Annotated in this window: 9 protein-coding genes and 1 pseudogene; 2 read left to right on the plus strand and 8 right to left on the minus strand. The window is 68.8% G+C overall.

Features of this window, described 5'->3' with window-relative positions; genetic code table 11:
- The 6 genes and pseudogenes from N7640_RS16930 to N7640_RS16955 form a co-directional block, all read right to left on the minus strand.
- On the minus strand, positions 1-1,616 hold a 1,616-nt coding region (locus N7640_RS16930; protein WP_279906213.1), incomplete at its 3' end, for a BatD family protein.
- On the minus strand, positions 1,613-3,391 hold the full coding sequence (locus N7640_RS16935) for a VWA domain-containing protein (RefSeq protein WP_279902023.1): 1,779 nt from the start codon (positions 3,389-3,391) through the stop codon (positions 1,613-1,615). The genes N7640_RS16930 and N7640_RS16935, both read right to left, overlap by 4 nt.
- A 7-nt stretch (positions 3,392-3,398) precedes the next feature.
- A pseudogene (locus N7640_RS16940) lies at positions 3,399-4,410 on the minus strand (VWA domain-containing protein); the annotation flags it as partial.
- Positions 4,403-4,897, minus strand: a complete 495-nt coding sequence (locus tag N7640_RS16945) for a DUF4381 domain-containing protein (RefSeq protein WP_279902022.1) — start codon at positions 4,895-4,897, stop codon at positions 4,403-4,405. The pseudogene N7640_RS16940 and the gene N7640_RS16945, both read right to left, overlap by 8 nt.
- Positions 4,894-5,835: a DUF58 domain-containing protein gene (locus N7640_RS16950; protein WP_220815726.1), complete on the minus strand. Its 942-nt coding sequence runs from the start codon at positions 5,833-5,835 to the stop codon at positions 4,894-4,896. The genes N7640_RS16945 and N7640_RS16950 overlap by 4 nt, the downstream gene beginning before the upstream one ends.
- A gap of 60 nt (positions 5,836-5,895) precedes the next feature.
- Complete coding sequence (locus tag N7640_RS16955; protein ID WP_220815727.1) at positions 5,896-6,855, minus strand: MoxR family ATPase; 960 nt, start codon at positions 6,853-6,855, stop codon at positions 5,896-5,898.
- Between the two features lie 356 nt (positions 6,856-7,211).
- Here N7640_RS16955 and N7640_RS16960 point away from each other — a divergent pair, with 356 nt between their 5' ends.
- A complete protein-coding gene (locus N7640_RS16960; protein WP_279902021.1) occupies positions 7,212-12,074 on the plus strand; it encodes an NAD-glutamate dehydrogenase in 4,863 nt (1,620 codons plus the stop codon).
- A gap of 89 nt (positions 12,075-12,163) precedes the next feature.
- Here the strand turns inward: N7640_RS16960 and N7640_RS16965 are convergent, their stop codons facing one another.
- Positions 12,164-13,027: a universal stress protein gene (locus N7640_RS16965; RefSeq protein ID WP_279902020.1), complete on the minus strand. Its 864-nt coding sequence runs from the start codon at positions 13,025-13,027 to the stop codon at positions 12,164-12,166.
- Positions 13,028-13,192: 165 nt separating this feature from the next.
- Here N7640_RS16965 and miaE point away from each other — a divergent pair, with 165 nt between their 5' ends.
- Entirely contained in the window at positions 13,193-13,798 is a 606-nt protein-coding gene (miaE, locus tag N7640_RS16970) for a tRNA isopentenyl-2-thiomethyl-A-37 hydroxylase MiaE (protein WP_279902019.1), read from the plus strand.
- Positions 13,799-13,865: 67 nt separating this feature from the next.
- Here miaE and N7640_RS16975 read toward each other — a convergent pair whose 3' ends face one another.
- On the minus strand, positions 13,866-14,078 hold the full coding sequence (locus tag N7640_RS16975; protein ID WP_220815731.1) for a bacterioferritin-associated ferredoxin: 213 nt from the start codon (positions 14,076-14,078) through the stop codon (positions 13,866-13,868).
- Positions 14,079-14,214 lie beyond the last annotated feature (136 nt).

A 14,214-nucleotide genomic window follows, 5' to 3' on the forward strand; every position in this document is an offset into this window, starting at 1 on the left:
GGTGGCAGGGGGCTGGTTTCCTGGGGGCTGGCGTTGGCTTCGTGGGGCGGCAGGCGGCGGATCGCCTTCCACAGGTTCTCGCCCTGCCACTGGTGGCCGGTCTCGCTGTACAGCGCGCCGTTGAGGCCGTCCAGTGCCTCGGACAGCGGCTCGAAGCGGGCGGCCATGTCGGCGAGGGTTTCCGGCTGCTGGCGGGCCCAGGCGTCCAGGGCCTGGCGCGTGGCCTGGGGATCGTTGGCCTGGCAGGCGCGCCTGAGGTCATCGAGCAGGGTGCGCGGGCTCGGCCCGGTCTGGGCGGTCGGCAGGATGGCCGGCTGCCGGCGCGCGTGCCACCACAGGCCGAAGCCCAGCGCGGTGGTCAGGGCGAGCAGCAGGCAGGCCAGCTGCCAGGGCCACAGTGGTGCGGCCGGTTCGCCGTTGAGCGCGGGTTGGCCGCCCACCGGGGCTTCCACCTCCAGGCTGGGGTTGCTCGCCACTTCCAGGGTGCGGGCCGGCAGGCTGGCGGTTTCCAGGCTGTCCTTCTCGGTGTTCCACCACAGCAGGCGCACTTCCGGCAGGGTGACGCTGCCGCCCTGGCCGGGCACCAGGGCGGCGCTTTCCTCGCGGCTGCCGATCAGGCCGTTGGCGCTGGTCTCGTTGCGCAGTTGCGGCTGGTCCGGATAGCGGCGCAGGCCGGGGCTGTCCGGCGCCGGCAGCGGCGGCAGCTGGGCGCTGGAGAGGCCTTCGGCGCGCAGCATGATGCTGCGGGTCAGCGAGTCGCCCACGCTGGGTTTGTCCGGCGCCGGGTTCCAGGCCTCGGTGAGGTTGAGCGAGCGGGCCGGCAGCCAGGGCGCATCGGCGGGCCAGGAAGCCGGACGCGGCTTCACGGTGACCGGGATCTGCGGCGACTTGACCCGGGTCAGCCGTCCCGGGCGCGGGCCGAAGGGGTTGTAGTCGCGGTCGCGGACGGCGGGCGTGGCGCTGAACACCTGGGAGGGGATGGTCAGCTCGCCGCTCTGCTGGGGGAAGATCGCGTAGCGCAGCTCGATCACCCCGTGGCGCACGCCGTTGACGTCGGTCTCGAAGGTGCGCGGTTCGCCCAGCTGCTCCACGCGGGCGTCGGCGATCTTCAGCGGGGTCAGGCTGCTGTCGTCGTACAGCGAGACCGAGTGGTAGATGCGCAGGGTCAGGATCACCTGGGCCTGCACGTAGACGCTTTCCTGGTCCAGGCTGGTGTCGATGAAGATGGGCGCGAGCTTGCCGTTGCCGCCGGTGTCGTCCTCGACCACCTGCAGGGTGATCGGCTGGCTCTCGGCGTCGCCCAGCTTGAGCGGCGGTACCACCACATAGCCGGTCTGCTGGGGCAGCAGGGTGACGATCCAGCGGGTGCTGGAGCGGGTCTTGCCGGCCAGGGTGGAGAGGCGGTTCTCCTGGCGGGTGCTGACCACCTCGAACAGCTGCTTGAGGGGCGTCAGGTCGGGCATGCCGAACTGGGTGGCGTCCTCCGACTCCAGGATCAGGTCGACGGTCTCTCCTTCGTTCAGGCGCGCCCGGTCGACCGTGGCGGAAAACCCGGCGGCCCAGGCCTGGTTCAGGCCCAGCAGGCAGAGGAGGAGGGTGCAAAGCAGGCGTTTCATCGGGACTGTTCCTGGCGCTGCTGTTGTTCGTAGAGGAATTTGCGCCGCAGCAGTTCGCCCGGGTCGTCCGGAATCTGCCGCAGCCATTGTTCCAGCGCGTCGCGCTGCTCGCCATCCAGCGGCTGGGCGCTGGCGGCCTGGCCATCCTCGGATGGCTCCTGTTCCTTGTTCTGCGGGCCTTCCGCCGCTTGCCGGCCGTTCTGTTCCGACTGTTCCCGGGATTGCCCGGCATCGGCGTCCTGCGGCTGAGGTTGCTCCGCGGGCTGCTGCTGTTGCTGCGGGTCGGCGGCGGAGCCCGGTTGCCGGTCGGACGGTGCCTTGTCTTCGGCGGGCTTTGGCTGGCCGCCCTGTTGCTCCTGGGGTTCCTGCGACTGTTCGCCCTGGTCCTGCGGCTGGGACTGCTGCTGTTCCTTCTGCTGGCGCAGCAGCTGTTCCACCAGCGCCCGGTTCTGTTGCGCCTGCTGCAGGTCCGGCTGGCGCTCCAGCGCCTGGTCGTAGGCGTCCAGCGCCGCTTCCAGTTCGTTGCCCTTGGCCAGGGCGTTGCCCCGGTTGTAGTGGGCGATGGCGCTGTCGGACTGGGCGAAGCGCTCGGCCGCGCCGGCGTAGTCGCCGGCCTGGTACAGGGCCTCGCCCTGCCACTGGCGATCCGCGAAACGTTCCGCCGCCGCCTTGGGCTGCTGCGCCTGCAGCAGGCGCTGGCCCTGCTGGTCCGGGCGCAGCCAGAGGTCGTCCCAGCCCAGCGCGTAGCCCGGTTGTGGCAGCACACACAGCAGCAGCGGCAGGCAGAACAGCCAGCCGCGGCGGCCGGCGCAGGCGGCGATCAGCAGCAGCGGCAGGAGGAACCAGTGGCCCTGGTCGGCCCAGGCCTGCAGCAGCGTCGGTTCGGCGCCCTCGCGCAGGGTCTGCGGGCCTTCGAGCAGGCCGAGGCTGGCCAGGTCTTCGTCGTCCAGGCGCAGCTTGCGGTACTGGCCGCCCAGGTTGTCGGCGAAGCGGCGCAGGCTGGCGCCGTTCATTCGCGGCACCAGGATGGCGCCGTCGGGACCCTTGAGGAAGCTGCCGTCGGCGCCGCGGATCGGCGCGCCTTCGGCGGTGCCGATGCCGAGGATGGCCAGGCGCTCGCCACGGCTGCCGAGCGCCTGGCGGATGCCGTCACGCTCCTCCGGGCTCAGCTCGCTGCCGATCAGCAGCAGCCGGCCGCGACCCTGGGCGCCCTGTTCCAGCAGGTCCACGGCCTTGTCCACGGCCAGATCGGCGCGTCGTCCCGGCTCGGGCATGATCGACGGCTTGACCGCTTCCAGCAGGTTGCGCGCGGTGGCCAGGTCGTCGGACAGTGGCACCAGGGTATGGGCGCTGCCGGCGTAGACGATGATCGCGGTCTGCGCGTCGTCGCGCGCCCGGAGCAGGTCGAGCAGTTTGCGCCGGGCCTGTTCCAGCCGGCTCGGCGGGGTGTCTTCGGCGAGCATCGCGGGGGTCAGTTCGAGCAGCACCACCAGCGGGTCGGCGCGCTTCTGGCTGGCCTGTTCCACCCGCTGCCAGCTGGGGCCGAGCAGGGCCAGCAGGCCCAGCAGCCAGGCCAGGCCGAGGGCGATCCATGGCAGGCGGTTGCTGCGCGCGCGGCCGCCGGACAGCAGCACGGCCTGGAACGCGGGCGGCAGCAGCAGTTGCCAGCGCCCGCTGCGCCGCTCGCGGTGCCACAGTTGCCAGAGCAGCCAGCCGAGCAGCGGCAGGAGCAGCAGCCAGAACGGGCGCAGCCAGTGCGGCCAGAGCATGTCCATCAGGCGGCCCTGCCGAAGCGCGAGGCCAGCTTCTGCCAGTGGTGCGGCCACAGGTCGCGGACCACCAGCAGCAGGCTGATCAGCAGCGCCGCGCCCAGCGGCCAGGCGTACAGCGCCAGGGCCGGGCGGGCGCGGGTGGGCAGCTGGGCGGCGGGCTCCAGCTTGTCCAGGGCGGCCTCGATGTTCCGCAGTTCTTCGCTGGTGCGGGCGCGGAAGTAGGTGCCGCCGGTCTGCTCGGCGATGTCGATCAGGGTCGCTTCGTCCAGGTCGACGCCCGGGTTCAGCCCTAGCATGCCGATGACCCCGCTCTGGCGCGGGTCCGCGCCGATGCCGATGGTGTAGATCTTGACCCGTTGCTCGGCGGCCAGGCGGGCGGCGGTGCGGGGTTCGATCTCGCCGCCGTTGTTGGCGCCGTCGGTGATCAGCACCAGCACACGGCTGTCGGCCGGACGCTGGCGCAGGCGCTTGACGGCCAGGCCGATGGCGTCGCCGAGGGCGGTCTGTGGCCCGGCGATGTTGACCAGCGCCTCGTCCAGCCAGGTACGCACGGTGCGCCGGTCGAAGGTCAGCGGCGACTGCAGGTAGGCGCGGCTGCCGAACAGGATCAGGCCGATGCGGTCGCCGCGGCGGTCCTCGATGAAGTCGCCGAACAGCTTCTTCACCAGGGTCAGGCGGGAGATTTCCTCGCCGTCCCACTGCATGTCCGCATGTTCCATGGAGCCGGAGACATCCACCGCCAGCAGCAGGTCGCGGCCGCTCGCCGGCAGCGGCAGCGGCTCGCCCACCCACTCGGGACGGGCGGCGGCGGCGACCAGCAGCAGCCACAGCAGCACGAACGGCGCCTGCTGGCGCCAGGCCGGCAGATTGGCGCGGGCGCGGCGGCCGCTGAGCCCTTCCAGCTCGCCGAGGAAGCTGACCCTGAGCGCGGCCTCGCCGCTGTCCGCCGGTGGCAGCAGGGCGCGCAGCAGCCACGGCAGCGGCGCGAGCAGGAAGATCCAGGGCCAGGCGAACTCAAACATGCTTGCGAATCCAGGTGTCGACGGCCTGGTTGAGACCGTTGATGGCCTTGTCGTCGAGGCTGCAATGGCCGCGATAGGTGCCCTCCACCAGCACCATCCAGCGGGTCAGGCCGGCGGCCGGGCAGCGATTGTCGAGGAAGGCCAGCCAGGCGCGGCCGCTCAGCACGTGGCTGTTGTCCGCCGGGTAGTGGGCGCGAGCCAGGCGCTTGAGCAGGGCGTTGAGCTGCTGCAGCCAGGGGCCCGCGTGCTGGCCGTCGTAGGGGCGGGGCAGCCTGGCCAGCTCGGCCAGGGCGGCCTGGCGCAGCGGGTCGAGCGGCTGTTCCTGTGGCAGCGTCCGCTGGCGTTGCGGCAGGTAGCGGCGCAGGTACCACAGGCCCCAGAGCAGCAGCGGCAGCAGCACCATCAGCGCCCACCAGCCGGGCGCCAGCGGCCACCATGACACCGGCGGCGGGGCGATGGTTGGCAGCAGCTGGTCGAGCGGGTTCATGCGCGCTTGCCCGCCTGGTGGCCGGTCAGGTGTTCGCGTAGCTGGTCCACCGGGTCGCGGGTGGTGCTCAGGGCCAGCAGGGGCACGGCGAGCTTCTGCGCCAGCCTTTGCCAGCGCGCCTGGCGCTGCTCCGCCTGGGCGGCGTAGGCCTGGCGCAGGTCGTCGCCACGGGTGTCCAGTTCGAGCAGGGCGCCGCGCTCGACGAAGCGCAGCAGGCCGGCGTTGGGCAGTTCGTGGTCGAGCGGGTCGGACACCGGCAGCAGTACAAGGTCGGTGTGCCGCGCCAGCAGGCCGAGCTGCTGCTCGGCGGCGTCGTTCAGGGCGCGTTCGTCGCACAGAATGATCACCAGGCTGCCCGGACGTAGCACCTCCCGCGCGCGGCGCAGGGCGAGGCCGAAGCTGTCGCGCTCGCCGGTGGCCTCCGGGTGCAGGGCCTGGTTGGCGCGGGTCAGGCGGTTGAGCAGTTGCAGCAGGCTCTGCTTGCTGCGCCGCGGCTTGATCTCATGGTGCTCGGCGTCACCGAACACCAGGCCGCCGATGCGGTCGTTGTGGGCCAGCGCCGCCCAGCCGAACAGGCTGGCGGCCTGGGCGGCGAGCACCGACTTGAACTGCAGCGCGGAGCCGAAGAACAGTCTCCGGCTCTGTTCGACCATGATGAAGATCGGCCGCTCGCGCTCCTCGTGGAACAGCTTGGTGTGCGGCTCCTGGGTGCGCGCGGTGACGCGCCAGTCGATGGTGCGCACGTCGTCGCCGGCCTGATAGACGCGCACCTGGTCGAAGTCCACGCCGCGCCCGCGCAGCTTGGAGTGGTGCAGGCCGATCAGTGGGCTGCGCCGGGCCGGGGTGGAGAACAGCTGCACCTCGCGCACGCGATGGCGCATCTCGATCAGCTCGGCGAGGCTGACGCGGATGCCCGGCGGGGTCGGCTGGATGTGCATGGTCTAGCGTGCGGCCCGGATGAAGTCCGGGAGCGGGGCGCGTGCGGCTCGCGGCTGCATTCAGGCCACCGCCACCACGTCGAGGACACGCTGCACCACGCGGTCCTGGTCGATGCCGGCGGCCTCCGCCTCGAACGACAGAATGATGCGGTGGCGCAGCACGTCGAACAGCATGGCCTGGATGTCCTCGGGGCTGACGAAGTCGCGCCCGGCCAGCCAGGCATGGGCGCGGGCGCAGCGATCCAGGGCGATGGTGCCGCGCGGGCTGGCGCCGTAGGCGATCCACTCGGCCAGCTCGGCATCGTGCTTGGCCGGGGTGCGGGTGGCCATCACCAGCTGGACCAGGTATTCCTCCACCGCGTCGGCCATGTACAGGCCGAGGATTTCCTGGCGGGCGGCGAAGATCGCCTGCTGGCTGACACGGTGCTCCGGCTTGGCCTCGCCGTGCAGCGCCTCGCCACGCGCCTGGGCGAGGATCTTGCGCTCCACGCCGGCGTCCGGGAAGCCGATCTTCACGTGCATCAGGAAGCGGTCGAGCTGGGCCTCGGGCAGGGGATAGGTGCCTTCCTGCTCGATGGGGTTCTGGGTCGCCATCACCAGGAACAGCGGCGACAGGTCGTAGGTGCTGCGGCCCACGCTGACCTGGCGCTCGGCCATGGCCTCGAGCAGGGCCGACTGCACCTTGGCCGGGGCGCGGTTGATCTCGTCGGCGAGCACCAGGTTGTGGAAGATCGGCCCCTGCTGGAACACGAAGCTGCCGGTTTCCGGGCGGTAGATCTCGGTGCCGGTGATGTCGGCCGGCAGCAGGTCCGGGGTGAACTGGATGCGATGGAACTCGGCCTCGACGCCTTCGGCCAGTTCCTTGATGGCCTTGGTCTTGGCCAGGCCGGGAGCGCCTTCCACCAGCAGGTGGCCGTCGGCGAGCAGGGCGATCAGCAGGCGCTCGACGAGCTTGTCCTGGCCGAGGATCTGGGTGGCGAGAAATTGCCGCAGCGCGACAAGCGCCTCACGATGTTCCATCGAGAATCTTCCTGAAAAGGGACTGACGGGTAGCCGAACTCACCCCAACGGGGTGCTCACTCTACTGCATCGGAGCGGGGGCTTGCATGTTTCCGGGCGCGCTCTGCCGAACAGTTCCGGTTCGGCGCGGACCCTCTGCCTCGGCCCCGGGATGGCATCTGTTCCGGTCCGTGCCGCCTGCGAGGCGATGAACGAATATGTCGCGCCGCCGCAATCCAGCGCGGTGGGGCTGTCGCTAGGCTATGCGTGACCTTGTGGTCGCCATGCGCCTGTCGAGTCCAGTCTTTCGCCTAGACTGCTTGGAACCCCGGCGCCGGTGCGCGCACAACCAACAACAAGTCCAGTGGAGCATTACCATGGCGTTCTTCACCGCGGCCAGCAAAGCCGACTTCCAGCACCAACTGCAAGCGGCCCTGGCGCAGCACGTCAGCGACAAGGCGCTGCCACAAGTGGCCCTGTTCGCCGAGCAGTTCTTCGGCATCGTCTCCCTCGACGAGCTGACCCAGCGCCGCCTCGGCGACCTGGCCGGCAGCACCCTGTCGTCCTGGCGCCTGCTGGAGCGCTTCGACCCCGCCAAGCCGGTGGTGCGGGTATACAACCCGGACTACGAGAAGCACGGCTGGCAGTCGACCCACACGGCGGTGGAGGTGTTGCATGCGGACCTGCCGTTCCTGGTCGACTCGGTGCGCATGGAGCTGAATCGCCGCGGCTACAGCATCCACACCCTGCAGAACAGCGTGTTCAGCGTGAAGCGCAAGAAGAGCGGCGAGCTGCAGGAGATCCTGGCCAAGGGCAGCGCCGGCAAGGACGTGCAGCACGAGGCGCTGATGTACCTGGAGATCGACCGCTGCGCCAGCGCCAACGAGCTGCGCGCGCTGGAGAAGGCGATCCAGGAGGTGCTGGAGGAAGTTCGCCTGGCGGTGGCCGACTTCGGCCCGATGAAGGCCAGGGCCGAGCAACTGCTGGCCTGGCTGGACAAGGCCAGGCTCAAGGTCGAGCCCGCCGAACTGGCCGAGGTGAAGACCTTCCTCGGCTGGCTGCTAGACAACCATTTCACCTTCCTCGGCTACGAGGAGTTCACCGTGGTCGAGGAGCAGGACGGTGGTCATTTGGTGTACGACCCGGCGTCCCTGCTGGGCCTGTCCAAGCGCCTGCGCCCGGGCCTGACCAAGGAGGACGCGCACATCGAGGAGGAAGCGGTCGACTACCTGCGCCAGCCGGTGCTGCTGTCCTTCGCCAAGGCCGCCACGCCGAGCCGCGTGCACCGGCCGGCCTATCCGGACTTCGTCTCCATCCGCGAGCTGGACGCCAAGGGCAAGGTGATCAAGGAGTGCCGCTTCATGGGCCTCTACACCTCCTCGGTCTACTCCCAGAGCGTCAGCCGCATTCCCTACATCCGCCGCAAGGTGGACGAGATCGCCGAGCGTTCCGGCTTCGACCGCCAGGCCCACTTGGGCAAGGAGCTGGAGCAGGTGCTGGAGGTCCTGCCGCGCGACGATCTGTTCCAGACCCCGGTGGACGAGCTGTTCAACACCGCCATCGCCATCGTGCAGATCCAGGAGCGCAACAAGCTGCGCCTGTTCCTGCGCCGCGACCCCTACGGCCGCTTCGCCTACTGCCTGGCCTACGTGCCGCGCGACGTGTACTCCACCGAGACGCGCCTGAAGATCCAGCAGATTCTCATGGACCGCCTGCAGGCCAGCGACTGCGAGTTCTGGACCTATTTCTCCGAGTCCGTGCTGGCGCGCGTGCAGTTCATCCTCAAGGTGGACCCGAAGAACCGCGTGCAGATCGACCCGGTGCGCCTGGAGAAGGAAGTTATCCAGGCCTGCCGTTCCTGGAAGGACGACTACGCCAGCTTGGTCGTCGAGAGCTTCGGCGAGGCCCAGGGCACCAGCGTGCTGGCCGACTTCCCGAAAGGCTTCCCGGCCGGCTACACCGAGCGCTTCGCCCCGCACTCGGCGGTGGTGGACATGCAGCACCTGCTCAGCCTGTCCGACAAGCGCCCGCTGGTGATGAGCTTCTACCAGCCGCTGACCCAGAGCGACCAGGAGCTGCACTGCAAGCTGTACCACGCCGACACGCCGCTGCCGCTGTCCGACGTGTTGCCGATCCTGGAGAACCTCGGCCTGCGCGTGCTGGGTGAGTTCCCCTACCGGTTGCGCCGCGCCGACGGCCGCGAGTTCTGGATTCACGACTTCGCCTTCACCACCGCGGGCGGCGTGAACGTCGACATCCAGGAGCTCAATGAGACCCTGCAGGAAGCCTTCGTGCGGATCGTCGAGGGCCTGGCGGAGAACGACGGCTTCAACCGCCTGGTGCTGACCGCTTCAATGCCCTGGCGCGATGTGGCGCTGCTGCGTGCCTACGCCCGCTACCTCAAGCAGATCCGCCTGGGCTTCGACCTCGGCTACATCGCGGCGACCCTGGTCAACCACGCCGACATCGCCAAGGAGTTGGTGCGTCTGTTCAAGACCCGCTTCTACCTGGCGCGCAAGCTGTCCGCCGAGGACCTGGAAGACAAGCAGCAGAAGCTGGAGCAGGCCATCCTGGCCGCGCTGGACAACGTCGCCGTGCTCAACGAGGACCGCATCCTGCGGCGCTACCTGGACCTGATCAAGGCCACCCTGCGCACCAACTTCTACCAGCCGGGCGCCGACGGACAGCCCAAGCACTACTTCAGCTTCAAGCTCAGCCCGCGGCTGATCCCGGAAATCCCGCGGCCGGTGCCCAAGTTCGAGATATTCGTCTACAGCCCGCGGGTCGAGGGCGTGCACCTGCGCTTCGGCGACGTGGCGCGCGGCGGCCTGCGCTGGTCCGACCGCGAGGAGGACTTCCGTACCGAGGTGCTGGGCCTGGTCAAGGCGCAGCAGGTGAAGAACGCGGTGATCGTGCCGATGGGCGCCAAGGGCGGCTTCATCCCCCGACGCTTGCCGGTCGGTGGCTCGCGCGACGATATCCAGGCCGAGGGCATCGCCTGCTACCGCATCTTCATCAGCGGCCTGCTGGACGTGACCGACAACCTCAGGGAAGGCAAGGTGGTGCCACCGGAAGCCGTGGTGCGCCACGACCCGGACGACCCCTACCTGGTGGTGGCGGCGGACAAGGGCACCGCGACCTTCTCCGACATCGCTAACGGCATCGCCCAGGACTACGGCTTCTGGCTCGGCGACGCCTTCGCCTCCGGCGGCTCGGCGGGCTACGACCACAAGGGCATGGGCATCACCGCCAAGGGTGGCTGGGTCTCGGTGCAGCGCCACTTCCGCGAGCGTGGCGTCGACGTGCAGCAGGACCTGACCACGGTGATCGGCATCGGCGACATGGCCGGCGACGTGTTCGGCAACGGCCTGCTGCTGTCGGACAAGCTGCAGATGGTCGCCGCCTTCAACCATATGCACATCTTCGTCGACCCCAACCCGGACGCGGCCCGCAGTTTCGTCGAGCGCCAGCGCCTGTTCGCCCTGCCGCGCTCGTCCTGGGCCGACTACGACGCCAAGTTGATCTCCGAGGGCGGCGGCATCTTCCTGCGCAGCGCGAAGAGCATCGCCATCTCCCCGCAGATGAAGGAGCGCTTCGACATCGCCGCCGACAAGCTGGCGCCCACCGAACTGATCAACGCGCTGCTCAAGGCACCGGTGGACCTGATCTGGAACGGCGGCATCGGCACCTACGTGAAATCGAGCAAGGAGACCCACGCCGACGTTGGCGACAAGGCCAACGACGGCCTGCGGGTCAACGGCAACGAACTGCGCGCCAAGGTGGTGGGCGAGGGCGGCAACCTGGGCATGACCCAGCTCGGCCGCGTCGAATACGGCCTCAACGGCGGTGCCAGCAACACCGACTTCATCGACAACGCCGGCGGCGTGGACTGCTCCGACCACGAGGTCAACATCAAGATCCTGCTCGGCGAGATCGTCGCTGCCGGTGACATGACCGGCAAGCAGCGCAACAAGCTGCTGGCCGACATGACCGACGACGTCGGCAAGCTGGTGCTCGGTAACAACTACAAGCAGACCCAGGCCCTGTCCCTGGCCGAGCGCCGCGCCCGCGAGCGGCTGGCCGAGTACAAGCGCCTGATGGCAGCGCTGGAAGCAGCCGGCAAGCTGGACCGGGCGCTGGAATTCCTGCCCTCCGACGACGAACTCAACGAGCGCGCCGCCAACGGCCGCGGCCTGACCCGGCCGGAGCTGTCGGTGCTGATTTCCTACAGCAAGATTGACCTCAAGGAGGCGCTGCTCAAGTCCCTGGTACCGGACGACGACTACCTGGCGCGCGAGATGGAGACCGCCTTCCCGGCGCGCCTGACCCAGAAGTTCGGCGAGGCCATGCGCCGCCACCGCCTCAAGCGCGAAATCGTCAGCACCCAGATCGCCAACGACCTGGTCAACCACATGGGCATCACCTTCGTGCAGCGCCTGAAGGAGTCCACCGGCATGAGCGCGGCCAACGTCGCCGGCGCCTACGTCATCGTCCGTGACGTGTTCCGCCTGCCGCACTGGTGGCAGCAGATCGAGGCGCTGGACTACAAGGTGCCGGCCGAGCTGCAGCTGTCGCTGATGGACGAACTGATGCGCCTGGGGCGCCGCGCCACCCGCTGGTTCCTGCGCAGCCGCCGCGAGGACCTGGACGCCGCCCGCGATGTCGGCCACTTCGCGCCGCGCGTGGCCGAACTGGCCGGGCGCCTGGACGAGCTGCTCGAAGGCCCGGCACGCGAGCAGTGGCTGGCGCGCTACCAGGGCTTCGTCGAGGCCGGTGCGCCGGAGGAGCTGGCCCGCGTGGTGGCCGGCACCACCCACCTCTATACGCTGCTGCCGATCATCGAGGCGGCCGACGTCACCGGCCAGGACGCCAGCGAGGTGGCCACCGCCTACTTCGCCGTGGGCGGGGCGCTGGAGCTGTCCTGGTACCTGCAGCAGATCACCAACCTGCCGGTGGAGAACAACTGGCAGGCGCTGGCCCGCGAGGCGTTCCGCGACGATCTGGACTGGCAGCAGCGGGCCATCACCATCGCCGTGCTGCAGATGGCCGACGGTCCCAAGGACATCGAGGAGCGGGTCGGCTACTGGCTGGAGCAGCACCGGACCCTGGTACAGCGCTGGCTGGCCATGCTGGCCGAGCTGCGCGCCGCCACCGGCACCGACTACGCCATGTACGCGGTGGCCAACCGGGAGCTGATGGACCTGGCGCAGAGCGACAAGCAGGGCGTGTGCATCCCCTGACGCCCGGCTGACGCGGAAACGAAAAATCCGACGCCCGAAGATTCGGGCGTCGGATTTGGCTTTCTACCGGGTGGAAGGCGGGTTGGCCGTCAGCGCTGGGCCACCAGGTCTTCCAGGTGCGCGATCATGTCGTCGGGCTTGCCGACCAGTACGTCGCTTTCCAGCGCGTCGAGCACCACCTCGGCGGTGTTGCCGATCAGCGCGCCGGAGAGGCCGGTGCGGGCCACGGTGCCGATGATCGTCACCACTGCGCCGAGCTTGCTGGCGGTGTGCGGGATCAGCACGTCGGCCGGGCCTTCCTCGAGGTGCAGGCGGTCGTCGCTGATGTCGTACTCCTCCTGGAAGGCCTTGCACTGGGCACGGTAGCGCGCCTCGATGGTTTCCCGCAGCTGGAAGGTCGGGTCGGCGGCGGACAGCATGGGGGAGGGGTGCGCACTGATCACGTGCAGGGTGCCATTGGCCAGCTTGGCGATGTCGTAGCCGTTGCTGATGATGCCGGAGTGCAGGGTGCGGTGCTCGGCGTCGCCGTTGCCCACGTCCACCGCGGCGAGGATGATGCCGCCGGTCCAGGGGCGGTCGGTCTTGACCATCAGCACCGGGCTCGGGCAGTAGCGCAGCAGCTTCCAGTCCTCGGGGGTGATCAGCGCCTTCTTCAGCGGGTTGTCGGGTACGTGCTGCTTGATCACCAGGCCGCAACCCTCGACCTGCTGGGCCGCGATGATGGTCTGGTAGTAGCCTTCGTGCCAGGCCTGCTGGGTGGTGACGCTATAGCCTTCCTGCTGCAGGGTCGCCAGGTGCTCGGCGAGATAGGCGCTGTGGTCGCCCTTCTTGTCGCAGACCAGCAGGTGGAGATGCGACTGGGTCACACCAGCGATCAGCTTGGCGCGCTTGAGCGCCAGCTCCTCCGGATGTTGCGGGTTCATCACCACCAGAATGCTGCGTATGGCTTGCATGAGCGTTTCCCTGTGCAATGAGTCTTGGAATGCTGCCCACTATAGAGGTGGGCGGTGGTGGCGGCGTTGACCTGTATCACTGCCCGGCTGGCCCCGCGCACCCCGATCCGTATAATGGCCCGCCCCGCCGTCCCTGCCAACACCGATCCCCTGGACCCGTCGCCTGTGAACCTGCCCGAAATCCATCAATTCCTCGCCTGTCCCACGCCGGATGCCTGGGTGCAGGCGGCGCTGGCCGATCAGGAGACCCTGCTGATCGACCACAAGAACAACGAGTTCAAGGCGGCGTCCACGGCGATGGCACTGATCGCCAAGTACAGCCAGGCGCTCGATCTGGTCAACTTCATGTCGCGCCTGGCCCGCGAGGAGCTGGTGCACCACGAACAGGTGTTACGCATCATGAAGAAGCGACGCATCGAGCCGCGGCCGGTTTCGGCCGCGCGCTATGCCTCGGGCCTGCGCAAGCTGGTGCGCAACCACGAACCGCAGAAGCTGGTCGACACCCTGGTGGTCGGTGCCTTCATTGAGGCGCGCAGCTGCGAGCGCTTCGAGGCACTGGTGCCGCATCTGGACGAGGAACTGGGCAAGTTCTACGGCGGCCTGCTCAAGTCCGAATCGCGGCACTTCCAGGGCTACCTGAAGCTGGCCTACCAGTACGGCGAGGAAGCGGATGTGGAGCGGGTGGTCGAGCGGATGCGCGAGGCCGAGCGCGAGCTGATCGAGTCGCCGGATCAGGAGTTCCGCTTCCACAGCGGCGTGCCGCACTCCTGATCGCTCAGGCTGGCGCGCATAAAAAAGCCGGACTCAAGGTCCGGCTTTTTCGTATTCGGGAAATTGCTCAGGCGGCGACGAAGCTGGCCGAGTACGCCAGGGTGCTGCTCTGCACCTCGCCCAGCGTGTCGCGTACCACCTGCTTGGCCAGGCAGGCGCACTTGCCGCACTGGGTGCCCACGCCGAGGCTCTCGCGGACTTCGCGGTAGCTGCAGCAACCTTCGTAGATGGCTTCGCGGATTTGGCCGTCGGTGACGCCCTGGCAGAGGCAAACGTACATGGCAGGCTCATGAAACAGGTTCGATGCGACGGATATTAATGTTAATGAGAATGCTTGTCAAAGCGTGACGGAATATCTTCCTGTCTGAGTGTGTTTCCGAAGACGTCGGCCTGTTTCAGTCAAAAAAACGCCGCAT

Source organism: Pseudomonas sp. GD04015, from assembly GCF_029837675.1.
GTDB classification, from domain to species: Bacteria; Pseudomonadota; Gammaproteobacteria; order Pseudomonadales; family Pseudomonadaceae; genus Aquipseudomonas; species Aquipseudomonas paralcaligenes.

Excerpts from the sequence above, each read along its gene's own strand:
- N7640_RS16960 (WP_279902021.1), top strand. The coding sequence starts at position 7,212 with ATGGCGTTCTTCACCGCGGCCAGCAAAGCCGACTTCCAGCACCAACTG.
- N7640_RS16935 (WP_279902023.1), bottom strand. The coding sequence starts at position 3,391 with ATGGACATGCTCTGGCCGCACTGGCTGCGCCCGTTCTGGCTGCTGCTC.
- N7640_RS16965 (WP_279902020.1), bottom strand. The coding sequence starts at position 13,027 with ATGCAAGCCATACGCAGCATTCTGGTGGTGATGAACCCGCAACATCCG.
- N7640_RS16955 (WP_220815727.1), bottom strand. The coding sequence starts at position 6,855 with ATGGAACATCGTGAGGCGCTTGTCGCGCTGCGGCAATTTCTCGCCACC.
- N7640_RS16945 (WP_279902022.1), bottom strand. The coding sequence starts at position 4,897 with ATGAACCCGCTCGACCAGCTGCTGCCAACCATCGCCCCGCCGCCGGTG.
- N7640_RS16950 (WP_220815726.1), bottom strand. The coding sequence starts at position 5,835 with ATGCACATCCAGCCGACCCCGCCGGGCATCCGCGTCAGCCTCGCCGAG.
- N7640_RS16975 (WP_220815731.1), bottom strand. The coding sequence starts at position 14,078 with ATGTACGTTTGCCTCTGCCAGGGCGTCACCGACGGCCAAATCCGCGAA.